Annotated in this window: 19 protein-coding genes and 3 tRNA genes; 11 read left to right on the forward strand and 11 right to left on the reverse strand. The window is 64.4% G+C overall.

Annotation, left to right across the window (positions count from 1 at the left end):
* Nucleotides 1-8 precede the first annotated feature (8 nt).
* Both AC0KXH_RS03385 and AC0KXH_RS03390 read right to left on the reverse strand, forming a co-directional pair.
* The gene (locus AC0KXH_RS03385; protein ID WP_488224160.1) at nucleotides 9-1973 is read right to left on the reverse strand and encodes a methyl-accepting chemotaxis protein; all 1965 of its coding nucleotides are present in this window, start codon (nucleotides 1971-1973) and stop codon (nucleotides 9-11) included.
* Between the two features lie 121 nt (nucleotides 1974-2094).
* Nucleotides 2095-3690 carry a diguanylate cyclase gene (locus tag AC0KXH_RS03390; RefSeq protein ID WP_200627791.1) on the reverse strand — a complete coding sequence of 532 codons (1596 nt, stop codon included), beginning with the start codon at nucleotides 3688-3690 and terminating at the stop codon, nucleotides 2095-2097.
* A gap of 192 nt (nucleotides 3691-3882) precedes the next feature.
* Between AC0KXH_RS03390 and AC0KXH_RS03395 the strand changes: the two genes are divergently transcribed.
* Nucleotides 3883-4935 carry a DUF2333 family protein gene (locus AC0KXH_RS03395; RefSeq protein ID WP_041107889.1) on the forward strand — a complete coding sequence of 351 codons (1053 nt, stop codon included), beginning with the start codon at nucleotides 3883-3885 and terminating at the stop codon, nucleotides 4933-4935.
* Between the two features lie 44 nt (nucleotides 4936-4979).
* On the opposite strand, the gene AC0KXH_RS03400 is transcribed toward AC0KXH_RS03395, so the two are convergent.
* From AC0KXH_RS03400 to AC0KXH_RS03415, 4 genes are all read right to left on the reverse strand, one after another.
* The gene (locus AC0KXH_RS03400; RefSeq protein WP_041107887.1) at nucleotides 4980-6317 is read right to left on the reverse strand and encodes a sigma-54-dependent transcriptional regulator; all 1338 of its coding nucleotides are present in this window, start codon (nucleotides 6315-6317) and stop codon (nucleotides 4980-4982) included.
* 106 nt (nucleotides 6318-6423) lie between these two features.
* Nucleotides 6424-8016 carry a sensor histidine kinase gene (locus AC0KXH_RS03405; protein ID WP_061336966.1) on the reverse strand — a complete coding sequence of 531 codons (1593 nt, stop codon included), beginning with the start codon at nucleotides 8014-8016 and terminating at the stop codon, nucleotides 6424-6426.
* Nucleotides 8006-8239, reverse strand: coding sequence for a PP0621 family protein (locus tag AC0KXH_RS03410; protein ID WP_061340058.1), 234 nt, complete (start codon nucleotides 8237-8239; stop codon nucleotides 8006-8008). Before AC0KXH_RS03410 ends, AC0KXH_RS03405 begins: the two co-directional genes overlap by 11 nt.
* 80 nt (nucleotides 8240-8319) lie before the next feature.
* The gene (locus AC0KXH_RS03415; protein ID WP_041107883.1) at nucleotides 8320-9312 is read right to left on the reverse strand and encodes an outer membrane protein assembly factor BamD; all 993 of its coding nucleotides are present in this window, start codon (nucleotides 9310-9312) and stop codon (nucleotides 8320-8322) included.
* A 147-nt stretch (nucleotides 9313-9459) separates the two neighbouring features.
* Between AC0KXH_RS03415 and rluD the strand changes: the two genes are divergently transcribed.
* From rluD to AC0KXH_RS03445, 6 genes are all read left to right on the forward strand, one after another.
* A complete protein-coding gene (rluD, locus tag AC0KXH_RS03420) occupies nucleotides 9460-10434 on the forward strand; it encodes a 23S rRNA pseudouridine(1911/1915/1917) synthase RluD (protein WP_043218532.1) in 975 nt (324 codons plus the stop codon).
* A complete protein-coding gene (pgeF, locus tag AC0KXH_RS03425) occupies nucleotides 10431-11162 on the forward strand; it encodes a peptidoglycan editing factor PgeF (RefSeq protein ID WP_488224161.1) in 732 nt (243 codons plus the stop codon). Before rluD ends, pgeF begins: the two co-directional genes overlap by 4 nt.
* Before the next feature lie 155 nt (nucleotides 11163-11317).
* A complete protein-coding gene (clpB, locus tag AC0KXH_RS03430; protein ID WP_041107877.1) occupies nucleotides 11318-13882 on the forward strand; it encodes an ATP-dependent chaperone ClpB in 2565 nt (854 codons plus the stop codon).
* A 163-nt stretch (nucleotides 13883-14045) separates the two neighbouring features.
* Nucleotides 14046-14121 (forward strand) — tRNA-Asn (locus AC0KXH_RS03435).
* Nucleotides 14122-14130: 9 nt separating this feature from the next.
* A tRNA-Pro gene (locus AC0KXH_RS03440) sits at nucleotides 14131-14207 on the forward strand.
* Between the two features lie 5 nt (nucleotides 14208-14212).
* Nucleotides 14213-14288: transfer RNA gene (locus AC0KXH_RS03445), tRNA-Lys, on the forward strand.
* A gap of 118 nt (nucleotides 14289-14406) precedes the next feature.
* Here the strand turns inward: AC0KXH_RS03445 and AC0KXH_RS03450 are convergent.
* From AC0KXH_RS03450 to AC0KXH_RS03460, 3 genes are all read right to left on the reverse strand, one after another.
* On the reverse strand, nucleotides 14407-15702 hold the full coding sequence (locus tag AC0KXH_RS03450) for an NAD(P)/FAD-dependent oxidoreductase (protein ID WP_041107875.1): 1296 nt from the start codon (nucleotides 15700-15702) through the stop codon (nucleotides 14407-14409).
* A 54-nt stretch (nucleotides 15703-15756) separates the two neighbouring features.
* Nucleotides 15757-15930: a DUF3094 family protein gene (locus tag AC0KXH_RS03455; RefSeq protein ID WP_041107873.1), complete on the reverse strand. Its 174-nt coding sequence runs from the start codon at nucleotides 15928-15930 to the stop codon at nucleotides 15757-15759.
* An 89-nt stretch (nucleotides 15931-16019) separates the two neighbouring features.
* Nucleotides 16020-18269: a DUF1631 domain-containing protein gene (locus AC0KXH_RS03460; RefSeq protein WP_428744491.1), complete on the reverse strand. Its 2250-nt coding sequence runs from the start codon at nucleotides 18267-18269 to the stop codon at nucleotides 16020-16022.
* Between the two features lie 382 nt (nucleotides 18270-18651).
* Between AC0KXH_RS03460 and nadC the strand changes: the two genes are divergently transcribed.
* Complete coding sequence (nadC, locus tag AC0KXH_RS03465; RefSeq protein WP_488224162.1) at nucleotides 18652-19500, forward strand: carboxylating nicotinate-nucleotide diphosphorylase; 849 nt, start codon at nucleotides 18652-18654, stop codon at nucleotides 19498-19500.
* Nucleotides 19501-19539: 39 nt separating this feature from the next.
* Here the strand turns inward: nadC and AC0KXH_RS03470 are convergent, their stop codons facing one another.
* Nucleotides 19540-19971: a Z-ring associated ZapG family protein gene (locus tag AC0KXH_RS03470; RefSeq protein WP_313303686.1), complete on the reverse strand. Its 432-nt coding sequence runs from the start codon at nucleotides 19969-19971 to the stop codon at nucleotides 19540-19542.
* Between the two features lie 84 nt (nucleotides 19972-20055).
* On the opposite strand from AC0KXH_RS03470, the gene AC0KXH_RS03475 reads away from it, so the two are divergent.
* The 3 genes from AC0KXH_RS03475 (at nucleotide 20056) to zapE (ending at nucleotide 23452) form a co-directional block, all read left to right on the forward strand.
* Nucleotides 20056-20736 (forward strand): alpha/beta hydrolase, encoded by a 681-nt coding sequence (locus AC0KXH_RS03475; protein WP_234292987.1) that lies wholly within the window; start codon nucleotides 20056-20058, stop codon nucleotides 20734-20736.
* Between the two features lie 65 nt (nucleotides 20737-20801).
* Nucleotides 20802-22163, forward strand: a complete 1362-nt coding sequence (locus AC0KXH_RS03480) for a tryptophan--tRNA ligase (protein ID WP_041107863.1) — start codon at nucleotides 20802-20804, stop codon at nucleotides 22161-22163.
* A 194-nt stretch (nucleotides 22164-22357) separates the two neighbouring features.
* Nucleotides 22358-23452, forward strand: a complete 1095-nt coding sequence (gene zapE / locus AC0KXH_RS03485) for a cell division protein ZapE (RefSeq protein ID WP_043218541.1) — start codon at nucleotides 22358-22360, stop codon at nucleotides 23450-23452.
* Between the two features lie 95 nt (nucleotides 23453-23547).
* On the opposite strand, the gene AC0KXH_RS03490 is transcribed toward zapE, so the two are convergent.
* Nucleotides 23548-24537: a GlxA family transcriptional regulator gene (locus tag AC0KXH_RS03490; protein ID WP_165564022.1), complete on the reverse strand. Its 990-nt coding sequence runs from the start codon at nucleotides 24535-24537 to the stop codon at nucleotides 23548-23550.
* Nucleotides 24538-24541 lie beyond the last annotated feature (4 nt).

Below are 24541 nucleotides of genomic sequence, written 5' to 3' on the forward strand. Positions count from 1 at the left end.
CCTGGGGCTCAGAAGCGAAAGGCACGCGTCGCATCCTGCAGTTGATTGCCCAGGCGTAGCATCTGCGCGCTGCGTTCGCGACCCTGGGAGATGTGCGCCAGATTGGTGTCGCCGAGCTCGTGGATATGCTCGCTATGGCGGCGGATTTCGCTGACCGCAGCACTCTGCTGCGCGGTGGCGTCGGCGATCTGCTCGGCCATGCGACCGATATCGGCGATGGTGCGCACGATGCCTTCCAGGGCGCCATCGGCGGTCTGCGCCAGCTGAGCGGTGCGTTCGGCATGCTCGACCTGCTCGCGCATGGCCTGCAGCGACTGTTCAACGGCACCCTGCAGGTGCGCGATGAGCTGCTGGATTTCCTCGGTGGCACCTGTGGTGCGCTGCGCCAGTGAGCGCACTTCATCGGCGACCACGGCGAAGCCACGCCCATGCGAGCCGGCGCGCGCCGCTTCGATTGCGGCGTTGAGCGCGAGCAGGTTGGTCTGTTCGGCAATCGAGCGGATCACGGTCAGCACCTTGCCGATGGCTGATGTCTCTTCGCTCAGGCGCTCGATGGCCTGGGCATTGTCCTGCACTTCGCCGACCAGAGCATGCAGCCCGCCCAGGCTTTCGGCGATGACTTGCTGTCCCTCGCCGACTGCCTGGGCGGCGTTGCGCCCGGCGCTGGCTGCTTCGCCCGCGCCGCCGGCGACCTGCTGAATGGTCGCCTCCAGCTCGCCCAGCGAGTCGCGGATCTGTGCGGTGTTGTCGGCCTGTCGGCGGGCGCTGCGCTGCAGCTCGTCGTTCATGCTGTCCAGGCTACGGCTGCTGCCGGCCACATCCTCGGCCTGCTGGCGCAGGGTGCGTACCAGCTCGAGCAGATAGCTGCGCAGGCGGTTGAGCGAGGTCTCCATTTCTCCCAGCTCGGCCAGGCGTGAATGGATCTGCACTTCGTCGGTGAAATCGCCCTGCGCCCACGCCGACAGTGAGGGCACCAGCGCGCCCAGGGTCCGTGTGAGCTGGCGCTGCAGGCGGTCGATGCCCAGGGCGATGAGCAGGATCAGGGCGATGATGCCGCCCTGAACCAGGCGCACCTCGCGCTGAATACGCCCGTGTTCGGCGCGTACGGCTGGCTCTAGCTCGGCCAGCGCCTGCTGCACCGCCGCCAGGCGCTGTTCGGTGGTGCTGGTCAGTGCGCTGCGCTTGGCGATCAGTTCACGGGTGCGATCCAGTTCGCGCGGATAGCGCGCGAGCAGGCTGTCCAGTTCCCGACGCAGCGCTTCACCCTTGTCGGTCGCCTCCTGCTGCGTCTGCTCTGTCTGCAGGTCGAGCAACGCGGCGAAGTCGTTTGCGGCCGAGTGTTGTGTTTCAAGGACGCCGAGCAGCGGTAGCTGCTGAATGCGCTCGGCGGTGCGCTGCAGCGCCTCGCGCGCCTGCAGGACCTCGTCGACGAGTTGCTCGCGGCCGCTGGCGATCAGCTTGCCGCGTGCGTGACTCAGGCGCAGCAGCTGCTGGCTGGCCTCGAACAGGGGACTGCGATAGGCCGCCGCTGCAGGATCGGTGCTGCTTTGCGCATAGGCCGCGAGCTGGTCGAGCGTCGCGGCGATCTCGCGCTCGGCTTGCAGCAGCAAACCCTGCGGGTCGCCAGCGAGCTTGCCGGCGGCCAGCAGATCGCCCGCGACGAACTCGCCGAGCGAGGCGAGGCTGGGCCTCAGGGCCTGGGCGAACGCCTCGGGCAACTCGCGCAGCTCGGCGTCGAGAGCCGCCAGTGAAGTCGCGGCCTCGCTGTGGCGCAACGCATCGCCGCCGGCCAGGTAAGCGCGAATGTTGTTTGCGCTCTGGTGTTCGAACTGCTGCGAAAGCGTCAGGTAGCGGGCCATCAGCAGATAGGGCCGCTCGAGGGCGCGTTCCGACCACCAGAGCGTTGCGCCGAGCGCCAGACAGACGCCGATCAGCAGTAGGGTATTGATGGTGGTGAGCGACTTCAGACGCATCCCGGCCTCGCGCGACGACTGCTTAGGAGGCGGCAGGTTATGGCGTTTTGATGTCAGGCTGATGACAGCGCTTCAGGCTGTGCGGCAGTTCGCTGATGGGTGCCGGGAGCGGGCGGTGGCCTCAGAACCGCTCCACACGGTTGCGTCCCTCGCGCTTGGCTCGATAGAGGGCGGCGTCGGCCTGCTGGGTGAGCGTTTTGACGTCCGCATCGGACGCCAACTCGGTGATGCCGCAGCTGAACGTGCAACTGAGGTCGGTCGGTTGTGCCGGGTAGCGGATCTCACCGAAACGCCGGCGAATTTCGTCCAGCACGCCCATGGCGGCTTCGGCGCTGGTGTCGGGCATCACCACGGCGAACTCTTCGCCGCCGTAGCGGCCGATGTGGTCGGTCTTGCGCAGGCGTTGCTTGAGGAACAGCGCGAGGCTCTTGATCACCCGGTCGCCCATGGGGTGACCATAGGTGTCGTTGACCCGTTTGAAGTGGTCGATGTCCAGCATGGCGAAGGCCAGTGGGCGGTTGTCACGCCGCGCACGGAAGCGGGCATCATCCAGCAGTTGCAGGCTATGGGTGTGGTTGTAAAGGCCGGTAAGGCTGTCGCGCACGATTCGCGCCTTGAGGCTGCGGGCGCGCGCCGCGCGGGTGCGCACCGTGGCAATCAGATGGCTTGGCTTGATCGGCTTGGTCAGGAAGTCGTCGCCGCCTTCGCCCATGGCGTCGAGCTGCTTGTCCAGGTCGTCCTCGGCCGACAGGTAAATGATCGGTACGCTGACGTATCGCTCGTGCTGACGGATCACCTTCGCCAGCTCCGTGCCCAGGCAGTCTGGCATGTACATATCGAGGATGATCAGGTCAGGCTGGAACTCGGCCAACGCGGTAATCGCCTGAATCGGCTCGGTAAGCGTCTGGGTCACGATGCCGGCATTGTTCAGCACGCGTTCGGTATGCGTTGCCTGGGCCCGTGAGTCGTCGATGATCAGCACGCGGATGGGTTCGTAGTGCGCGGTCCGCGTGAATATCTCGATCTTTTCGATGAGACTCGAGGCGTCCAGCGTGCCGGTGAAGAACTCCAGACCTCCGGCGCGCACCGCGGCCAGGCGAGTCGGCGTATCGGTTTCCTGATGGCTGAAGAAGAGAATCGGCAGCTTGTCGTCCAGCCCCTGCTGGATACGCTCGGCCAAGCGTAGCCCCTCACCTGCACCGTTGAAGTCCACCTCCATGACGATGGCCGCCGGGTGGCGTTCGTTCATGGCCGCGCGGAACTCGTCGTCGTTGGCGAAGGCGCGTGCGGTCATGCTGAAGAAATCCAGCTGACGAACCAGGTGCTGGGCGCGTTGGACGTCCTGCAGGGCGATGTAGATCGGTTTGCTCAGCGGCGGCAGGAACATCTGGTTGTGCGGGTCGCTGTGCCGCAGGCCGGTGCGTGCGAGCCGGTAGATCAGTTGGCTGAGCGTCGAAATGCTTTCGCTGGACAGGCGCCCGCGGTTGTCGCGGATGTCGCTCAGACAATCCTCGATACCGATCGCCAGCTCACTGTGCTCGGTTTGCTCGAAGCGCTCGGCGAAGCGCCGCAGACGCAGCGTGGCATCGGTCAGTGTCGAGTGGTAGCGATCGCTCCACTCGCTGCGCTGCAGCTGCTGCCAGAGCTCCAGTACTTCCCGCGCCTGGTGAATCACACGCTGGGCGAAATGCTGTTTGAGGCCTTCCTGATCCGACATCCCTGCGGCTCCGGGTGATACGCGCAATGGTGGCTGCATGCTATCACTAACCTGTGCGGGCCATGCCAGTCCGAGGCGGCCTGGTTCACAATTTCGCACCGAGTCGATCGGAAAGCTGCGTTATAGTGGTGGCCGCCGCTGCCGCTCTGTCGGCGCGGGTCATCCGCTTACCGAGAGAAGGACACGTCGCCCATGCTCGACCTGAAGAATCGTTTCGCACGTCTAGGCCGCTCGAATGGCAGCTCGGCGCGTACCGGGTCCGGCAAGCCGATCTGGCAGATCCTTGGAGCCTTGTTGGCGATCTATCTGGTCGCGGCCATTCTGGTTGGCTGGTACTGGAGTCGCGAACCGGCGCTGTTCCCGGTGCAGCAACACGCCCGCGAGGCGGCGCAGGATTCCGGGCGCCAGCTGGTCAACGGCTACACGACCGTCGAAACGCTCAAGCAGGTCGCCGGTACGCTGCTCGACAAGCCTGGCGGTTACCTGAGCAATGACATCGCGCCGCCTGGTGTCTGGCTCGACAACATGCCGGCGTGGGAATACGGCGTGCTGGTGCAGGTCCGCGACCTGACTCGCGCGTTACGCAAGGATTTCACCCGGTCGCAATCGCAGTCGACCGAGGACCCCGATCTTTCCAAGGGCGAGCCGTTCTTCCATTTCGACAATCGCAGCTGGGCATTGCCGGCCTCCGAAGGCGAGTACCGTAACGGCATCCGTTCGCTGGACCGCTATCTCGCTCGCCTGAGCGCAGCCGAGCCGAAGGCGTTGTTCTATACCCGCGCCGACAACCTGAACAACTGGCTGGGCGATGTGGCAACCCGGCTCGGTTCCCTGTCCCAGCGCCTGTCGGCGAGTGTCGGGCGGGTGCGGCTGGATACCAACGTCGCGCCGGAACAGGAGCGCGCCGGGGTGGTACCGCAGGTGAAGGAGGAAGTGGTCGAAACGCCGTGGCTGCAGATCGATAACGTGTTCTACGAGGCGCGCGGCCAGGCCTGGGCGCTGTCGCATCTGCTGCGGGCGATCGAAGTGGATTTCGCCGACGTGCTGGCCAAGAAGAATGCGACGGTCAGCGTACGGCAGATCATTCGTGAGCTTGAGGCCGCGCAGGAACCGCTCTGGAGCCCGATGGTGCTCAATGGCAGTGGTTACGGCATCCTCGCCAACCATTCGCTGGTGATGGCCAACTACATTTCCCGCGCCAACGCGGCGATCATCGACCTGCGCACGCTGCTGTCGCAGGGCTGAGGCCAGGCGGCGGGCTCGCCTCCAACGGGCCCGCCGCGCTCTGCTCAATCTAGGCCGAGCTTTTTCAGCCGGTAGCGCATCGAGCGGAAAGTCAGCCCCAGGCGCTGTGCGGCGGCGGTGCGGTTCCAGCGCGTCTCCTCCAGCGCCTGCATGATCAGCTTGCGTTCGATCTCTTCCAGATGGTCTTCCAGGTTGTCGATCTGCGCCAGATTGTTCTCCTGGCCGTCGGCTGCCGGCACGGCCTCGGCCAGGCGCAGGTCGCCGGCCTTGATCTGGTCGTCTTCGCAAAGCGTGTAGGCGCGCTCGAGCATGTTTTCCAGTTCACGGACGTTGCCGGGGAAGCGATAACTCTCCAGCTTGGCCAGCGCATCGGCTGTCAGCCGTGCCGGCGGCTCGCCGCACTCGGCCGCCAGGCGCTTGAGCATCACGTCGGCCAGCAAACCGATGTCTTCGCGACGCTCGCGCAGCGGCGGCACGCGCAGTTCGATGACGTTCAGGCGGTAATAGAGGTCCTGGCGGAAACGCCCGGCCGCCACTTCGCTGGCGAGATCCTTGTGCGTTGCGCAGAGGATGCGCACATCGACCATGACCTCCTGAGCGCCGCCAACCACGCGCACGGCTTTTTCCTGGATCGCGCGCAGCAGCTTGACCTGCATGGGTAAAGGCAGGTCGGCGACCTCGTCGAGGAACAGCGTGCCGCCATTGGCGGCCTGGAACAGCCCCGGCTTGTCCTCGATGGCGCCGCTGAAGCTGCCCTTCTTGTGTCCGAAGAACTCGCTCTCCATCAGCTCCGACGGGATCGCACCGCAGTTGACCGGGACGAAAGGCCGCTCTGCGCGTGCGCCCTGCTCGTGGATCAGGCGCGCAACCAGCTCCTTGCCGCTGCCGGACTCGCCGCTGATATACACCGGAGCCTGACTGCGGGCGAGCTTGCCAATCTGCTTGCGCAGCGTCTTCATCGGCGGCGAGTTGCCCAGCAGGCGGCTGTCGCTGGGTACTTCCGGGGTGCTTGGGCGCAGGCGCAGTGCCGTGCTGACGAGCTCGCGCAGGCGGTTGAGATCCACCGGTTTGGTGACGAAGTCGAAAGCGCCCGCTTTCAGTGCGCTGATTGCCGTATCGAGGCTGCCGTAGGCGGTGATCATCGCGACTGGCAGATGCGGGTACTGCTGCTGTATGTGCTGTACCAGCTCCAGGCCGGAGCCGTCGGGCAGGCGCATATCGGTCAGGCACAGGTCGTAATGCTCGCGGCTGAGGCACTCGCGCGCCTCCTTGACGCTGCGGGCGCTGCGCGTGTCGAGCTTCATGCGCCCGAGGGTGATCTCCAGCAGTTCGCGGATATCGGGTTCGTCATCGATGATCAGGGCTTTCTGGCGGGCGCTCATGTTCGGTCTGCACGGTGTGTGAAGCGGGTTGCGGAGCTCATGTTAACCGCTGGCGGCTGCGCCCGGCGCCTGCTTTGGCGGTTGTGTGACGGGCCGCAGCTTCGTCTCAGCCCAGCTTGCGCGGATGGGCGAAGACAATGCGGAAGCAGCTGCCACCTTCCGGACGGGGCTGATAGTCCAGGCGCGCCTGGTTGCTCTCGCACAGCTCCCGCGAAATGTACAAGCCCAGCCCGGTGCCTTTGCTCTCGGTGGTATAGAAGGGCTCGAAGATGTTGCTCAGCTGTTCCGGTGCAACGCCGGGACCATCGTCGAGCACTTCGGCCATCGGCAGGTCGCTGGACTCGTCGCGGTACAGGCGCAGCCATACCTGGGCTGTGTCGTGCACCTGCCCGCTATAGCGCAGGCCGTTCTGCACCAGGTTGGTCAGCACCTGCGTCAGCTGATTGGGGTCCATGCGGGTCTGCAGTGAGCTGCCGATGGTTTCCAGATGCAGGCACTGGCGCGGCGAAAGGCCGCTGCGGAACTCGCTGACGAAGCGATGCAGCCAGTACTTCAGGTCCAGCAGCTGCGGTTCCGCCTGCCGTCGGCGCGACAGCTGCAGGACGTTTTCGATCACCAGATTCATGCGTCTCGAATGATCCTGGATGATCTGTGCCAGCCGTCGATCCGGGCCGTCGAGCTGCTCGGATTCCTGCAGCAGCTGGGCGGCATGGCTGATCGCACCAAGCGGGTTGCGGATCTCATGGGCGATGCTGGCGGTCAGCCGGCCGAGCGAAGCCAGCTTGAGCTGCTGGGCCTGCTGGGCGATCTGCGAGATGTCTTCGAGAAACACCAGCGTGTTGCATCGCTCGCCATGCTGCAGCGAGGCAAAGCTTGGCTGCAGCATCGGCCCGCCGCTGGAAATCTGCAGTCCCTGGGCGCGCAAGGTCGGGTTGTTCTGCCATTGGCCCAGGCGCGCGATCAGATCCGGGCAATGCTCGGCCAGCTTCGTGCCGGTGAGGCTGTCCTGTTCGAGCATCTGCAGTGCACCCTGATTGGCCAGCAGTACGCGCTGCTGCGGGTCGAGCACGAGAATGCCGGTGCGCATGCGTTGCAGGATGAGCGTGTTCAGCGCCTCGAGGTTCGCGACGTCCGCCGCGCGCTGACGGGCCAGGTCTTCACTGGCTTGCAGGCGACGCGTCAGGCCCTGGACCAGAAAAGCGGCGGCGAAGCACAGCGTGCCCAGTGCGCCCGCCTGGACGAACTGGCTGTTGGCGGCCGGGTGGCTGAGGCTCAGGTAAAAGGTCAGGTAGATCAGGCCGGTAGCCGCGACCGCGGCGATCAGAAAGCCGACCTTGCCGCGTACCAGGATGTTCGAGATGGCTACCGCGATGATCAGCAGGTTGCCGATCCCGCTGGGCGTGCCGCCAGCAAAATAGAACAGGGCGGCCAGTAGCATCACGTCGACCAGGGCCAGCGCCAGGACCTGTACCGTCTGTGTGGGGTTCTGCAGCAGTACCGCGACAACGATGTTGACGATCAGGTAGAGCCAGGCGCCGTAGCTGAACAGCTGCGGGTTGCTCATCTGCAGCAGGTCGTTGTGCAGGTCGCTGCTGATCAGCAGCACCAGCGCCAGCCCGATGGCGAGGCGGTAGAGGTGGTAGAGACGCAGGATGCGCTGGCTCTGGCCAGCGGCGATGGCCAGGGTGTCAGTGTCCACCGGGTTGCCGGCCTCGCTCCAGATGCGCCTGGCTGCAGTACCAGGCATCGGCGGCCCGCAAGGCCTTGCTCTGCGGTACATGCACGCCGCAATGCGCACAGCGGACCATCGTTACCTCGGCGGTCTGCGCGTTGCCGGCGGGCGGCTTGCGAAAGACCCGGCGCCACAGCCAGACGGCGGCGGCGATGATGGCGATCCAGAACAGCAAGCGAAGCAGGCCCATTGAAACGTCCTCGAGCGTGGCTGCGCGGTCAGCCGCGATCGAATCGGCGGATCAGGCGCCTGCCCGCGAGGCGCCGGGGGTTAGTCGAACAGGCCGAAGGTCAGCCGGCTCCACCAGGAGCGCTTCGGTGCTTCGGCTTCGCGCGCTTCGTCCAGTACCGGAATCAGCTCCTCGGGCAGGTCGCGCTCGGCGGCTTCGTACTGGCGGATGACGTCGCGGTTGGCGCGCGAGGTATCTGGTGGCGGCACGTCGCCTTCGATCAGGCCGAGCGTGGCGCGGCTCAGCCAGCTGCGCGAGTCCTCTTCGGTCTCGCGTGGGGTGAATTCACCGTCTTCCAGCGAAGCGTGCTCAGGGTAGTTCAGGCGCAGCGTTTCGAGACTGCTGGCGGCCAGTTCATCCAGGCCAAGGCGCTGATAAGCCTCGGTCATCACGGCCAGGCCGTCGGCTACCGAAGGGGTGCCCTGGAAGTTCTCGACCACGTAGCGGCCACGGTTGGCAGCCGCCACATAGGCCTGGCGCTTGAGGTAGTAATGAGCGACGTGAATCTCGTTGGCCGCCAGCAGGTTGCGCAGGTAGATCATCCGCGCCTTGGCGTCCGGCGCGTAGCGGCTGTTGGGGTAACGGCTGGTGAGCTGGGCGAACTCGTTGAACGAGTCGCGCGCCGCGCCGGGATCCCGCTTGGTCATGTCCAGCGGCAGGAAGCGCGCCAGCAGACCGCGATCCTGATCGAACGAGGCCAGCCCCTTCAGGTAATAGGCGTAGTCGACGTTCGGATGCTGCGGATGCAGGCGAATGAAGCGCTCGGCGGACGAGCGGGCCGCTTCCGGCTCCATGTTGCGATAGTAGGCGTAGATCAATTCCAGCTGCGCCTGCTCGGCGAAGCGGCCGAAGGGATAGCGCGACTCGAGCGCCTTGAGCTTGCTGATGGCGCTGGTGTAAGCCTTGCTGTCCAGGTCGGCCTGCGCCTGCTGGTAAAGCTCGACTTCACCCAGGTTCTCGTCGACCGTCTCGTTGGACGAGCAGGCGGCGGTGAGGGCGAGAATGGCGATCAGCAGCAGGTGTTTCACTTGCATGGCGGCTTGCGTCCCTGTGACGGCTGGCTGTCTCGCACGGAGCCGTCCTGTTATGATGGGCGCCCCGGTTTGCCGGGGCAAAGACGCCGTATTTAAACACAAGCGCGTGGCCGAAACCAAAGGCCGCGCCCCCGCCGCAGTGCCCTTATGTCCACGACCAGCAAGCAGGCTATCCACCTTCGCGCCGAGGTGCCTTTCGACCTTGGCGGGCAACGCCTTGACCAGATTGCCGCACAGCTCTTCAGCGAGCATTCGCGGTCGCGCCTGGCCGCCTGGATCAAGGACGGCGTGCTTACCGTCGATGGCGCCGTACTGCGCCCGCGTGACACCGTGCATGCCGGTGCGGTGCTAGAACTGAGCGCCGAGCAGCAGGCGCAGGGTGAATGGGAGGCGCAGGCCATCCCGTTGAACATCGTTTACGAAGACGAACACATCCTGGTGATCGACAAGCCGGCAGGGCTGGTCGTGCACCCGGCGGCCGGGCATGCCGACGGCACGTTGCTCAACGCGCTGCTGCATCATGTGCCCGGGTTGATCAACGTGCCACGCGCCGGCATCGTCCATCGCCTGGACAAGGACACCACGGGATTGATGGTGGTGGCCAAGACGCTGGAGGCGCAGACACGGCTGGTCGAGCAGCTGCAGGCGCGCAGCGTCAGCCGCATCTATGAAGCCATCGTCATCGGCGTAGTGATCAGTGGTGGAACCGTCGACGCGCCTATCGGCCGTCATGGCCAGCAGCGCCAGCGCATGGCGGTGGCCGAAGGCGGCAAGCCGGCAGTCAGTCACTATCGGGTGCTGGAGCGTTTTCGCTCGCACACCCATGTGCGGGTCAAGCTGGAGACCGGGCGTACGCACCAGATTCGCGTGCATATGGCCCATATCGGCCACCCCCTGGTGGGCGACCCGTTGTATGCCGGCCGCTTCCGCATCCCTCCGGCGGCCAGCCCGACCCTGGTACAGGAGCTGCGCGCGTTTCCCCGGCAGGCCCTGCATGCACGCTTTCTCGAGCTGGAGCATCCGGCCACCGGCAAGCGGATGAAGTGGGAGTCGCCGTTGCCAGATGATTTCGTCTGGCTGCTGACCCTGCTGCAGCAGGACCGTGAGGCCTTCGTCGGATGACTCCGTGGCCGGGCGATTGGCTGGTGCCGGATTGGCCGGCCCCCGCCAACGTGCGGGCCTGCGTGACCACGCGCAGCGGGGGAGTCAGCCTGCCGCCGTTCGAGACCTTCAACCTCGGTGACCACGTTGGCGATGCGCCGCAGGCGGTCGCCGAGAATCGTCATCGCCTGTGTGAAGCCCTTGGCTGCGACGTCGCCTGGCTGTCTCAGGTGCATTCCTGCGATGTGGTCGACGCCGCCGTGTCTGGCAGGGTGGCTGACGCTTGCTGGACCGATGTGCGGCGCCGCGCCTGTGCGGTACTGACCGCCGACTGCCTGCCGGTGCTGTTCTGCGACCGCAGCGGCGAGCGGGTCGCCGCTGCGCATGCGGGTTGGCGGGGGCTGGCCGGTGGCGTGCTGGAAAATACCTTGGCGGCGCTGCAGGTCCCGCCGGAAGAGGTGTTGGTCTGGCTCGGTCCGGCAATCGGGCCGCATGCTTTCGAGGTTGGCCCCGAGGTGCGCCAGGCATTTCTCGAGGGGCATGCCGATGCTGCAGTCGCTTTCGTGCCGAGCGTCAACGGCGGGCGCTTCATGGCCGACCTCTATGCACTCGCCCGTTTGCGGTTGGCGGCGTCTGGGGTCCGTTCGGTGCATGGCGGTGGGTTCTGCACCTATAGCGATCCGCGTTTCTATTCCTATCGGCGCAATGCGCGTACGGGGCGTTTCGCCAGCCTCGTCTGGCTTGTCTGAGGGGCTCATCCCGGCGGGCCGAGCGCGGTTTGCCTGATCTCGGTCAACCCCGCGTGGCTTGAATCGCCAACAATCATCCTCATCTATGCTGCATCTCGCGGGTCATGGTTTTCGGCGAGTCAATGCCGGCCCGCTCCACTCGAGGATAAATCTTCATGCGTATAGACCGTCTGACCAGCAAGCTGCAGCTTGCCCTCTCCGACGCACAGTCCATTGCCGTTGGCCTGGACCACTCGGCCATCGAGCCGCTTCACCTGATGCAGGCGCTGCTCGAACAGCAGGGCGGCTCGATCAAGCCGCTGCTGATGCAGGTGGGCTTCGACATCAATTCGCTCCGTCAGGCGCTGACCAAGGAACTCGACGGTCTGGCGAAACTGCAGAACCCCACCGGGGACATGAACATGTCCCAGGACCTGGCGCGGCTGCTCAATCAGGCCGATCGCCTGGCGCAGCAGAAGGGCGATCAGTACATCTCCAGCGAGCTGGTCCTGCTGGCGGCGTTGGATCCCAATACCCGACTCGGCAAGCTGCTGCTCGGCCAGGGTGTATCGAAAAAGGCGCTGGAGAATGCCATTTCCAACCTGCGTGGCGGAGAGGCGGTAAACGACCCCAATGCCGAGGAATCGCGTCAGGCGCTCGACAAGTACACCGTCGACATGACCAAGCGTGCCGAGGACGGCAAGCTCGATCCGGTGATCGGCCGCGACGACGAGATTCGCCGAACCATCCAGGTCCTGCAGCGGCGTACGAAAAACAATCCGGTGCTGATCGGCGAGCCGGGGGTCGGCAAGACCGCGATCGTCGAGGGGCTGGCCCAACGCATCGTCAACGGCGAGGTCCCCGACGGGTTGAAGGACAAGCGCTTGCTGGCGCTGGACATGGGGGCCCTCATCGCCGGCGCCAAGTTCCGCGGCGAATTCGAGGAACGCCTGAAGGCCGTGCTCAATGAGCTGGCCAAACAGGAAGGGCGGATCATTCTGTTCATCGACGAGTTGCACACCATGGTCGGCGCCGGCAAGGCCGAGGGCGCGATGGACGCCGGCAACATGCTCAAACCGGCGCTCGCGCGTGGCGAGCTGCATTGTGTTGGCGCGACCACCCTCGACGAGTATCGCCAGTACATCGAGAAGGATGCTGCGCTCGAACGGCGCTTCCAGAAGGTGCTGGTCGATGAGCCGAGCGAAGAAGACACCATTGCCATCCTGCGTGGCCTCAAGGAGCGCTACGAGGTGCACCACGGGGTCAGCATCACCGACGGCGCGATCATCGCCGCGGCCAAGCTCAGCCACCGCTACATCACCGATCGGCAGCTGCCTGACAAGGCCATCGACTTGATCGACGAGGCGGCCAGTCGCATCCGTATGGAAATCGACTCCAAGCCCGAGGAGCTCGATCGCCTGGATCGGCGGCTGATTCAGCTGAAGATCGAGCGCGAAGCGCTGAAGAAGGAAGACGACGAGGCGACCCGCAAGCGCCTGGCCAAGCTCGAGGACGACATCGCCAAGCTGGAGAAGGAGTATTCGGACCTCGAAGAAATCTGGAAGTCGGAAAAGGCCGAGGTGCAGGGCTCCGCACAGATCCAGCAAAAGATCGAGCAGGCCAAGGCCGATCTTGAGGCCGCGCGGCGCAAGGGTGACCTGGCGCGTATGGCCGAGCTGCAGTACGGCATCATTCCCGACCTGGAGCGCAGCCTGCAGATGGTCGACCAGCACGGCAAGACCGAGAACCAGCTGCTGCGCAACAAGGTGACCGACGAGGAGATCGCCGAAGTCGTCTCCAAGTGGACGGGCATTCCAGTCTCGAAGATGCTCGAGGGCGAACGCGACAAGCTGCTTCGCATGGAAGACCAGCTGCACACCCGTGTCATCGGGCAGCATGAGGCCGTGGTTGCGGTTTCCAACGCCGTGCGCCGATCGCGCGCGGGCCTGGCTGACCCGAACCGGCCGAGTGGATCATTCCTCTTCCTCGGGCCGACCGGGGTTGGCAAGACCGAGCTGTGCAAGGCGTTGGCCGAGTTCCTCTTCGATACCGAGGAGGCGATGATCCGCATCGACATGTCGGAGTTCATGGAGAAGCACTCGGTCGCTCGCCTGATCGGCGCGCCTCCGGGCTACGTCGGCTACGAGGAGGGCGGCTACCTGACCGAGGCCGTGCGCCGCAAGCCATACTCGGTCGTGCTGATGGACGAGGTGGAAAAGGCCCATCCGGATGTCTTCAACATCCTGCTGCAGGTCCTCGAGGACGGGCGCCTGACCGATAGCCACGGGCGCACCGTGGACTTCCGCAATACAGTGGTCGTGATGACCTCCAACCTGGGCTCGACGCAGATCCAGGAGCTGGTCGGTGATCCCGAGGCACAGCGCGCGGCGGTGATGGACGCAGTGAGCCAGCATTTCCGGCCCGAGTTCATCAACCGAATCGACGAGGTTGTGGTGTTCGATCCGCTCGGCAAGGATCAGATCGCCGGTATCGCCGAGATTCAACTGGGCCGCCTGCGCAAGCGCCTGGCCGAGCGTGAACTGAGCCTGGAGCTGTCACAGGAGGCGATGGACAAGCTGATTGCCGTCGGCTACGACCCGGTCTACGGTGCGCGGCCACTCAAGCGAGCCATTCAGCGCTGGATCGAGAACCCGCTCGCGCAGCAGATTCTCGCGGGTCGCTTCGTACCTGGCGCCACTATCAAGGCGAGCGTGGAGGGCGACGAAATCGTCTTCGCCTGAGTCGATTTCCGGCCGCTCCCCGCGCGCGGGAGCAGCCGGAACCCAGGCTGTCGTAAATTACTGATGCGAATCGCAAGTTTGGGGTTGACAGCCCATTCGTGAACCGTAAAATGGCGCGCCTCTGAAGCGCGAACGTTGCGCTGAGGGGCTGGAATAGAGTTGTTCCGCGATAGCTCAGTCGGTAGAGCAAATGACTGTTAATCATTGGGTCCCTGGTTCGAGTCCAGGTCGCGGAGCCAAATTCCAATCGGGGTATAGCGCAGTCCGGTAGCGCGCCTGCTTTGGGAGCAGGATGTCGGGAGTTCGAATCCCCCTACCCCGACCATTTATGGGTCGTTAGCTCAGTCGGTAGAGCAGTTGGCTTTTAACCAATTGGTCGTAGGTTCGAATCCTACACGACCCACCATATCGGCTTCTTCGGAAGCGAAGAGAGCTGGAAGTGCCGAAAGGCCTTCCAGCTTTTTTTATGCCTGCGTTTTGGCGAGGCGGCCAAGGTTATCGGTGCCTTGGCCGCAGGTGCGCTTTCAGTGGAGCTTCAGCCGCGGTTCGGTGCTGCGACTGAGCCGATCGCCCAGCATCATCAGTGCCGTGCGGGCAACGCCATACAGCGCGATCTGGTGCATGCGGTAAAGCGAGATGTAGAACATTCTCGCCAGCCAGCCTTCGAGCATCACGTTGCCGGTCAGGTTGCCCATGAGGTTGCCAACGGCCGAGAAGCGCGACAGCGAGATCAGCGAGCCGTAGTCGCGGTAGTGGTATTCCGGCAGTGGCTGGCCGCTCAGGTGCAGTTTCAGTGACTTGGCCAGTAGCGAGGCTTGCTGGTGTGCCGCCTGAGCGCGCGGCGGCACGTTGCGCTCGCTGTCGCGTTGCGGGCAGGCGGCGCAGTCGCCAAAGGCAAAAATGTCCGGGTCACGACTCGTCTGCAGCGTTGGGCGGACGACCAGCTGATTGATGCGGTTGCTTTCCAGTCCGTCCAGGTCGCGCAGGAAAGCCGGCGCCTGAATTCCGGCCGCCCACACCTTGAGGCTGCACGGCACGAACTCGCCGTCACGGGTACGCAGCCCGTGCTGTTCGACCTCGCTCACGGCGGCGTTGGTCATGACCCGAACGCCGAGCTTGAGCAAGGTCTGATGAACCGGCTGGCTGATTCGCTCGGGCAGCGCTGGGAGCACGCGCGGGCCGGCCTCGATGAGCGTGATGTTGACGTTGTCCGGGCTGATCCGATCCAGTCCGTACGCGGCCAGTTCGCGAGCTGCGTGCAGCAGTTCGGCCGCCAGTTCGACCCCTGTGGCGCCGGCTCCGACGATCGCCATGTCGATGCTTGCAGGTGAGCTGTCATCGGCCTGGGCGCGCATGTAATGAGCAAGCAACTGGCGATGGAAGCGTTCGGCCTGCTTGCGCGTGTCGAGAAAGATGCAGTGTTCGGCGGCGCCGGGCGTGCCGAAATCGTTGGTCGTGCTGCCGACCGCGATCACCAGGGTGTCGTAGGACAGCATGCGCGAAGTGGGAGCGGCCGCCGTGGTCTCGTCGGCGATGGTCTCGAGCTGAATGCATTTGCGGCTGCGGTCCAGCGCGCACATCCGGCCCATCTGGAACTCGAAGTGGTTCCATTTGGCCTGGGCGACGTAGTTCAGCTCGTCTGCCGACGAGTTGAGCGAGCCCGCGGCGACTTCATGCAGCAGCGGCTTCCAGATGTGCGTGAGGTTGGCGTCAACCAGGGTGATGCGTGCCTGGCCGCGCTTGCCCAGGGTGCGTCCCAGGCGGGTAGCCAGCTCGAGGCCGCCGGCACCGCCGCCGACGATTACGATGCGATGTGTCATGGATGGGGCTCATAGGCTTGTGCAAGGATTCTGTGGCCGTCTGATGCGGCTTGATTAGTGCGCGAGGCTGGCGAGCAGGCGACTGAGAAGGCCAAGGCCGACAACCACGGCCACGACCAGGACGAGCAGCAGCAATGGTCGGAACGGCTTGCGCTCGACCTGATGCTGGGGGGCGCGGAGGTATTGCTCGACGCGCTCTTGGTCCTCGGGATTCAGTCGGCTGGGCATGGGCACCTCGAACGAATGTCCAGGCATTCTAGCGGCGTGGGTGCGGCCGGCATAGCCGCACTGGCCTGCAGGGCAGGTGCCGCCCGGGGTCAGGCGTCCTTGAGCCGTCGTAGGTTGCCAATCACCGATTCGAGCGCGCGGTCGAACAGCAGGGTGTCGTTGAGCAGGTGGATCGCACCGCGGCGAAACTCGAGGGCAAGGCCGGTGCGGGTCTTCTCCAGAACCTTCATTCCGGTGCGGTTGACGAAGATGAACTTGCCGGTCGGCTTGATAATCGCGGCCAGCTTGCAGCGCAGCTTGTGTTCTTCGTCCTCCTGAAACTCCACCCAGCTTCCGACCCTGAGGTTGTCGACCTTGGTCAGCGCATCATCGTCCTCGGGCAGGCTGATTTGCGGCTCTGGCTCGCGGCTCTCGCCGGGTGCAAGCAGTACGATTTCCTCGACGACCTCGACCATTGCCGGAGGTTGATTTTCGGCTGGCTGCTCTGCTGCCGACTCGGCCGATACGTCGCGTGGCGCTTCGGCCGGCTGCTCGGTTTGTTCCAGCGTGCGCAGGTGCAGCGCCTCGAGTTCGGTGAAGAAGTGCCCGGTAGAGAACGGATCGAAGGCGGCGCTGGTGAGCCCCTCGCGCAGTGCCTTGAGCAGGTCAGGCACGACTTGCAGCATGCGCGCACGTGATTCGGCGTCCTCGTGAGGCGTGACGCTCCAGATGAGTTCGTCCATGGTGTCCAGCGCGGCCTGCCACTGTTCGGACTGCGTCCCATGCTTCAGGCAGGTCAGCAGCAGAACCTTGCTCCACGCCTCTTGCAGGAGCCTGACGACGACCTCGGGCAGGGTCTTGCCGAGCAGGCGTTCATTGAGTGCAAATTCGACTTCCTGGCGCGCAAGCTCCGCTTTGGCTCGGCCTTCCTCGGCGTCGCGCGTGCGTTGCTCCAGCAGCTCGCTCCGGCGCCGCTCGTCGCCAACAAAGGCGAGGAAGTCGGCCAATAGTTCCGCAAAAATGATCGGATCGTCGGTGAAGTCGTTCTGCAGGCGGCTCACCACCTGTTCTATCTTCTGGTAGAGGCTGTCACGCTGGGCTTCGTCCTGATCGCCCCAGCCCATCGCTGCCGAAGCGATCTCGTTGAGCAGGCGTCGGGCGGGATGGCTGCCGCGGCTGAAAAAGGTCTTGTCGATGACCGCAACCTTTAGCAGCGGAATCTGCAGGCGGCCGATCAGTGCCTTGAGCGAGTCGGGCAGGTTGCGGTCGTCGAGGATGAACTCGAACAGCATCGAGACCAGGTTGATGACGTCTTCATCGACCTGGCCTACGACCCTGGATTTTCCGCTCTTGGCGCTGACTCGCTCGAGTAGCTGGCCAAGCTGCTGTTGCATGTCGTAATCATCGACCGTTGCCGGCGCGCGCGTCTGCATGTGCGACAGTAGGCGCAGCAGATCGCCGGTGCTGATCGGGACCGCATCCTGGGGCGCGCTGCGTGAGGGCAGCGCTGTGCTGTTGCGCAGCTCGGCGAGCAGGTCCTGAATCGCGGAGAAGGCGGCTTCCTGCAGGCCATCGTCAAGCATGGGTGAGGTGCTGCTGGCGCTGCCTGCCGCTGGCGAGGATGCGCCAGGCGCCGGGCGCTGCAGAGGCGCCCGGCGAGGCGGCTGAGACTGCAGTTCGGGCAGGATGCCGGCTGCGGTCAGGGTGAGATTGGCTTCGGCGTACAGGTTGTCGAGTTCGCTGAGCAAATGCTTTTCAAACAGCTTGTAGATGATGAGCTTGACCTTGATCTCCACGCCCAGATCGCTGCAGGCAGCCACGAAGCATTCGCATACCGAATGGGGGCTGAGCGGGTTGCTCTTGTCGTCAAGCTTGCGGCTGACCAGGGTGTTCATGCGCGTGGTCAGGTGGCTGAGCGGCGTGGCGGCGCGCCCCATGACCTTCGCGACCATGGTGTCGATGGCGACCGATTCCTCCAGCTCGTCGTTCTGGACGAGCGTGAGGTTGTCGACGGAGAGGCTCTCCAGTTGCGGAGGCTGGCCGATCTGATACTGGTTGAGCGTGGTGAACGACTCGAACAGATGTTGCAGGAAGCTGCGCTCGATGCTGCGCCGTTTCATGCGCAGATCGCGCATGGCTTCGAAGAAGGCGTTTTGCTCGGCATTGCTGGTGGCGCGGTCGGCGATTTCGAAAAGCGAGTCGTCAGCGCTGTCGAACAGAGCCTGCAAGGCCTGGCGCAATTGTTGTGCAGCCTTGTCGCGCACGCTGATGATCGCCACTGGCAAGCGAGTGGCGGGCGAAGATGGCCTGTGCTCCGGGGCGGCTTTGTTCAGGTGCACCACTTTCGCATCAGTTCGCATCGATACTCTCCTGCGGCGCCGGTGTCTTGGCGCAATGCACTTTCGGTGTCTGCGGGAATCGGGTCGGTCGTCAGAATGGACTGCTGGCATTGCGCCACTATCTTGGCGCAATGCCGGATTTCCAGCGCAGCATACTCCGGCGGCAAGTATTTACAACGAGGCAAATCACAACTCCGTCGTTTAACTGGCGCCAGCTTCTGAACGTTCGTCGCATTATAAGCGCGGCCTTCACAGCTCAAGGCCCGCGCATGTGTCGGACATGATTGACCTCACAATCAGCCGGGTGTTTTCCGCCAGGCGGTAAAAATTTGCCGAGAGAGACGGCGCTGCATGGGGCGCGATCAGTCCTTATACTTCGCGCCATGTCCAGTGGAGCCCCGTCATGCCTAACCTTACCCTTGCTCAACTGAGCGCCGAGATCGATGCCAACGTACGCCGAGCCCTGGCGGAAGATATCGGCAGTGGCGATATCACGGCTCAGTTGATTCCCGCCGAGCGGCTGGCGCGTGCTTCGGTTATCACGCGTGAGGCGGCGGTCATCGCCGGCACCGCCTGGGTCGATGCGGTATTTCGTCAGCTCGACCCTCGTGTCGCCGTGCATTGGCAGGTAGGCGATGGCAATCGCGTAATGGCGGATCAGGTGCTGTTCACGCTGGAAGGGCCGGCGCGCTCATTGCTGACCGGCGAGCGCTCGGCGCTGAATTTCCTGCAGTTGCTGTCGGGCGTGGCAACGCGGTGCCAACACTACGCCGACCTGGTGGAGGGCACGGGCGTTCGCCTCCTTGATACGCGCAAGACCTTGCCCGGGTTGCGTCTGGCGCAAAAGTACGCGGTGACCTGCGGCGGCTGCCATAACCACCGCATCGGTCTGTACGACGCCTTTCTGATCAAGGAAAACCACATCGCTGCATGTGGTGGTATCACATCGGCGGTCGAGGCGGCACGACGGATCGCTCCCGGCAAGCCAGTGGAAGTCGAGGTGGAAAACCTGGACGAGCTGGAACAGGCGCTTACCGCCGGTGCCGACATCGTCATGCTCGACGAGCTGACGCTCGAAGACATGCGCACTGCCGTCGCCATCAACCGAGGTAGGGCGAAGCTGGAAGCTTCCGGTGGCATCAGCGAAGGTGGTTTGCGGCGTGTGGCTGAAACCGGTGTCGACTACATCTCGATCGGCGGCTTGACCAAGCATGTGCAGGCGATCGACCTGTCGATGCGCTTGCAGCAATAAAAGAAGGGAGGGACGGGGCAGGCACCCCGTCCGGCGGGATCAATGACGGCTCTTGAGGCCGAAGTTCTCGTTCAGCGTCCCGGGGGTGTCATCGCTCTTGGGCGCGTAATCCTTCGGCGGTTCGGTGAACGCGGGGGAGGTCAGGCGCTCACGGCTGCCATGGTGTTCTTCGCTGTGCAACGCCGCGAGCAGGCGCTGGCGGGTCTGCTCGTCGAGCGCCAGGCGATTGGCGCCTTCGGAAAGATGGTCCTGAATGTCCTGGTAGCTGCTGGTCAGTTTGCGCAGCAGACTGGCCGTCGTGTTGAAGTGCGTGACCACTTCGCTCTGATAGGTATCGAAGCGCTCCTGCAGGTCGTCGACCTGACGCTGGGTGCGGTTTGGCGCGGCGTTGCGAGCCACCAGAAAACCAATGGCGATACCGACGATCAAGCCGGCGATCGGGAGCAACCAGGTCGCGAGGGTCTGTTCCACGAGTCCTTCCTTCTATAAAAACGGCTGTGCTTACGTTAACGTCTCGTACCTGCTCTGTATACCGCGAGGCGGTGGTCGGGGCAGCTGCTAAGCAAGACGAGTCGACTCGTCGCAAGGTCACGGAGTTCACCTTTGTTGAAACGCGAAACCCCCATTTCCATCGACGGCCCCTGCGGCGTGCTCGAAGGCCTGTACCAGGACGAAGCCGACGCCAGTGGGCTCGCACTGATCTGTCATCCCAACCCGGTCAAGGGCGGCACCATGCTGAACAAGGTGGTTTCGACTCTGCAGCGCACCGCGCGGGACGCCGGTTACAGCACGCTGCGCTTCAACTACCGCGGCGTGGGCCGCAGCGCCGGCAGCCACGACATGCAGCAGGGCGAGGTCGATGACGCCGAGGCCGCGGTGAACTGGTTGCTGGCGCAGCGGCCCGGGTTGCCACTGGTGCTGCTCGGCTTTTCCTTCGGCGGCTTCGTCGCGGCGAGCCTGTTCGCCCGGCTGCAGGCGCGCGGTGTCGAGGTGCGCAAGGTGTTTCTCGTGGCGCCAGCGGTGTCGCGTCTGGACAGTGCCAACCTGCCAGCGGCCGGCGCGGTCTCGATCATCCAACCGGAAGACGACGAGGTGATCGACCCGCAAACCGTCTACGCCTATTCGGCCGCGCTCAGTCGCCCCCACGAGCTGTTGAAAGTGGCAGAATGCGGCCACTTTTTTCACGGCAAGCTGGTCGAGCTTAAGGAGCTGGTCGCTCCGCGACTGCAGGCGTAACTTCCGACCTCGCCCAGGGGCGTGCTCGCGCGGCCCCAGGCTTTCCCGATCGAGATCGAAAAGCGATGAACACCCGAATCCTCACCGGCATCACCACCACCGGCACGCCGCACCTGGGCAACTACGCCGGCGCCATCCGCCCGGCCATCGTCGCCAGTCGCGATGCGGCGGCGGACTCGTTCTATTTCCTGGCCGATTACCACGCGCTGATCAAGTGTGACGACCCGCTGCGGATCCAGCGCTCGCGCCTGGAAATTGCCGCGACCTGGCTGGCCTGCGGGCTCGACGCCGAGCGGGTGACCTTCTATCGGCAATCCGACATTCCGGAGATTCCAGAGCTTACCTGGTTGCTGACCTGCGTCACCGCCAAGGGCCTGCTCAACCGCGCGCATGCCTACAAGGCGTCGGTGGACAAGAACGTCGAGAGCGGCGAAGACCCGGATGCTGGCGTGACCATGGGCCTGTACAGCTACCCCGTGCTGATGGCGGCGGACATCCTGATGTTCAATGCGCACAAGGTGCCGGTGGGGCGCGACCAGATCCAGCACGTGGAAATGGCCCGTGACATCGCCCAGCGCTTCAACCACCTGTTCGGCCAGGGGCGCGAGCTGTTCACCTTGCCTGAGGCGGTGATCGAGGAAAGCGTCGCCACCTTGCCAGGGCTCGACGGACGCAAGATGTCCAAGAGTTACGACAACACCATCCCGCTGTTCGGCTCGGCCAAGCAGCTCAAGGACGCGGTGGCGCGTATCGTCACCGACTCGAAGCTGCCAGGCGAGGCCAAGGACCCGGACAGTTCTCACCTCTACACGCTCTATCAGGCCTTCGCCAGCGGAGAGCAGCTGGCTGCGTTCCGCGCCGAGCTGCTCGACGGCCTGGCCTGGGGTGAGGCCAAGCAGCGGCTGTTCCAACTGCTCGACGCCGAGCTGGGCGAGGCCCGCGAGCGCTATGCGCAACTGATCGCCAAGCCGGCCGAGCTCGAAGACATTCTCCAGGCCGGCGCGGCCAAGGCGCGCCGCATCGCCACGCCGTTTCTCGGCGAGCTGCGAGAGTCGGTCGGGCTGCGTAGCTTCCGCAGCCAGGCTCAGGTGGCCGCCCCGTCGAAGAAAAAGGCCAGCAAGACGGCCCGCTTCGCCAGTTTCCGCGAAGCCGACGGCAGCTTCCGTTTCCGCTTCTTCGGCGCCGACGGCGAGGAGCTGTTGCTCTCGCGCCCGCTGAGCAACCCGCAGGCGATCGGTGCCTTGACTCAGCGACTGATCGCCGGTGGCCCCGATGCGCTGGAACTGCGCGAAGACGAGGGTACGCAGTTCACCCTCTGGCTGGACGAGGAATGCGTCGCCGACAGTCCGAGCTACGCCGACCCCGATGCGCTTGACGCCGCGATGCTGCGAGTGCGCGAAGCCATCGCCACCCTCGCGCAGAGCTGAGCCTGGCGCAGGCGCCTGGCTCCTGACCGGGACCGGCTGCCTGCGTCGCGTGTCGGCGCACCGCCGGCATTCCCTGAGGTCGAACGCCTCGTCCAGATCCCCGGGAGGTCCAAGGTTTGAACGATCTGAGTAAATTGCCATCCGCCGAGGGCGCGGCTAAAGTGTCGGCCCCGTTTTCCAACCCCGGCTCCGCCATGACTCCTCTTGAGCGCTATCAGGCTGACCTGAAACGTCCCGATTTCTTCCACGATGCCGCGCAGGAAAATGCCGTGCGTCATCTGCAGCGGCTCTACGACGACCTGCTCGCCAGCGAACGCAACAATGGCGGGCTGTTCGGCAAGCTGTTCGGCAAGAAATCCCAGGAGCCGGTCAAGGGCCTGTACTTCTGGGGTGGCGTCGGGCGCGGCAAGACCTATCTGGTCGACACCTTCTACGACGCGCTGCCGTTCAAGCAGAAGATGCGCACGCACTTCCACCGCTTCATGAAGCGCGTGCATGAGGAAATGAAGACCCTCAAGGGCGAGAAGAATCCGCTGACGATCATCGGTAAGCGTTTCGCCGACGAGGCGCGGGTGATCTGTTTCGATGAGTTCTTCGTCTCTGACATCACTGACGCGATGATCCTCGCTACCCTGCTCGAGGAGCTGTTCAAGAACGGCGTCAGCCTGGTCGCGACCTCCAACATCGTGCCCGACGGCCTCTACAAGGACGGCCTGCAGCGGGCGCGCTTCCTGCCGGCAATCGAGCTGCTGAAAAAACACACCGAGGTGGTCAACGTCGACAGCGGCATCGACTACCGCCTGCGTGCCCTGGAGCAGGCCGAGCTCTACCACTTCCCGCTCGACGCCGAGGCCGAGCTGAGCCTGGAAAAGAGCTTCAAGAGCCTGCTCACCGAGAACTGCAAGGTGCTCGAGGACGAGGCGCTGATGATCGAGAATCGCGAGATCCGCGCGCGCAAGGTCGCCAACGATGTCGCCTGGTTCGAGTTCCGCGCGCTGTGCGACGGGCCGCGCAGCCAGAACGACTACATCGAGCTGGGCAAGATCTTCGAGGCGGTGCTGGTCTCCAACATCGAGCAGATGAACGTCGCCAAGGACGATATGGCGCGGCGCTTCATCAACCTGGTCGACGAGTTCTACGACCGCAACGTCAAGCTGATCCTCTCGGCCGAAGTCGAGCTCAAGGACCTCTACGCCGGTGGCCGTCTGGAGTTCGAGTTCCAGCGCACCCTGAGCCGCCTGCTGGAAATGCAGTCGCACGAATACCTGTCGCGCCCGCACAAGCCCTGAGCCGGCGGCGATCGTAGCCCGCAGCGCCAGGCCGACATGCGCGACCTGGGCAGTGACCGCCTGCCGCAACCGGCCTGCTTGGCGGGCGCTGCGCTTTAGGCCTCGGGCCGGTATTTCTGGCGGTAGTGGTTGGGCGACAGTTCGGTGTGCTGGCGGAACAGCCGCGCGAAGAAACTCGCATCGTCGTAGCCGACCTCGTAACTGATCGTCTTGATGCTCTTGCGCGTGGTCGAGAGCAGATTCTTCGCCGTTTCGATGCGCAGCCGCTGCAGATAATGCAGTGGCTTGTCGCCGGTAGCCGCCTGGAAACGCCGCATGAAGTTGCGGATGCTCATGCCGTGCTCCCGGGCGACGTCCTCGAAGCGGAACTTCTCTGCGAAATGTTCTTCCAGCCATTCCTGGATCTGCAGCACGCGAGTGTCAAGGTGCAACTTCTGCCCACCGAAGCCGAGGCGCCCGGGACTGTAGTTGCGCTGGACCTCGAACAGCACGTCGCGCGCCATGCCCTGGGCGACGTTCGCACCACAGAAGCGTTCGATCAGGTACATATACAGATCGCAGGACGAGGTGGTGCCGCCGGCACAGAACAGGTTGTCGCTGTCGGTCAGGTGCTTGCCGGAGGCGAACTGCACGCGCGGAAAGCGCTCGACGAACTCGCGGGCGAAACGCCAGTGGGTCGTCGCCTCGCGGTTGTCCAGCAGGCCCGCATGCGCCATCCAGAAGGCACCGGTGGCCTCGCCGCAGATCGCACTGCCGGCGGCATGCTGCTGGCGGAGCCAGGGAGCGACCTGCGGGTAGTGGGCCGAGAGCGCGTCGAAGTCGGCCCAGAATGCCGGCAGGATGACCGCATCGGTGTCTTCCAGTGCGCCGTCGACCGCGATCTCGGTGCCGCTGAAGCTCGTGACCGGAGCGCCGTCGGGGCTCACCAGCCGCGTTTCGAACGCTGGGGCGAGAGGGCCGCCCAGTTGCCGGGCCAGACGCAGACTGGCCATATGAAAGAAATCCTTGGCCTGCATGAGAGTCGAAGCGAATACGCCTTCGGTTGCCAGGATGCTGACGCGACGCAGGGAATGGGCGTTGGACATGGTC

The sequence above is a fragment of the Stutzerimonas sp. CXK-1 genome (assembly GCF_057738225.1).

What these genes read in the sequence shown, in the direction of transcription:
- AC0KXH_RS03385 (WP_488224160.1), bottom strand. Translation starts at nt 1,973, where the DNA reads ATGCGTCTGAAGTCGCTCACCACCATCAATACCCTACTGCTGATCGGC.
- AC0KXH_RS03390 (WP_200627791.1), bottom strand. Translation starts at nt 3,690, where the DNA reads ATGTCGGATCAGGAAGGCCTCAAACAGCATTTCGCCCAGCGTGTGATT.
- AC0KXH_RS03395 (WP_041107889.1), top strand. Translation starts at nt 3,883, where the DNA reads ATGCTCGACCTGAAGAATCGTTTCGCACGTCTAGGCCGCTCGAATGGC.
- AC0KXH_RS03400 (WP_041107887.1), bottom strand. Translation starts at nt 6,317, where the DNA reads ATGAGCGCCCGCCAGAAAGCCCTGATCATCGATGACGAACCCGATATC.
- AC0KXH_RS03410 (WP_061340058.1), bottom strand. Translation starts at nt 8,239, where the DNA reads ATGGGCCTGCTTCGCTTGCTGTTCTGGATCGCCATCATCGCCGCCGCC.
- AC0KXH_RS03415 (WP_041107883.1), bottom strand. Translation starts at nt 9,312, where the DNA reads ATGCAAGTGAAACACCTGCTGCTGATCGCCATTCTCGCCCTCACCGCC.
- rluD (WP_043218532.1), top strand. Translation starts at nt 9,460, where the DNA reads ATGTCCACGACCAGCAAGCAGGCTATCCACCTTCGCGCCGAGGTGCCT.
- pgeF (WP_488224161.1), top strand. Translation starts at nt 10,431, where the DNA reads ATGACTCCGTGGCCGGGCGATTGGCTGGTGCCGGATTGGCCGGCCCCC.
- clpB (WP_041107877.1), top strand. Translation starts at nt 11,318, where the DNA reads ATGCGTATAGACCGTCTGACCAGCAAGCTGCAGCTTGCCCTCTCCGAC.
- AC0KXH_RS03450 (WP_041107875.1), bottom strand. Translation starts at nt 15,702, where the DNA reads ATGACACATCGCATCGTAATCGTCGGCGGCGGTGCCGGCGGCCTCGAG.
- AC0KXH_RS03455 (WP_041107873.1), bottom strand. Translation starts at nt 15,930, where the DNA reads ATGCCCAGCCGACTGAATCCCGAGGACCAAGAGCGCGTCGAGCAATAC.
- AC0KXH_RS03460 (WP_428744491.1), bottom strand. Translation starts at nt 18,269, where the DNA reads ATGCGAACTGATGCGAAAGTGGTGCACCTGAACAAAGCCGCCCCGGAG.
- nadC (WP_488224162.1), top strand. Translation starts at nt 18,652, where the DNA reads ATGCCTAACCTTACCCTTGCTCAACTGAGCGCCGAGATCGATGCCAAC.
- AC0KXH_RS03480 (WP_041107863.1), top strand. Translation starts at nt 20,802, where the DNA reads ATGAACACCCGAATCCTCACCGGCATCACCACCACCGGCACGCCGCAC.
- zapE (WP_043218541.1), top strand. Translation starts at nt 22,358, where the DNA reads ATGACTCCTCTTGAGCGCTATCAGGCTGACCTGAAACGTCCCGATTTC.
- AC0KXH_RS03490 (WP_165564022.1), bottom strand. Translation starts at nt 24,537, where the DNA reads ATGTCCAACGCCCATTCCCTGCGTCGCGTCAGCATCCTGGCAACCGAA.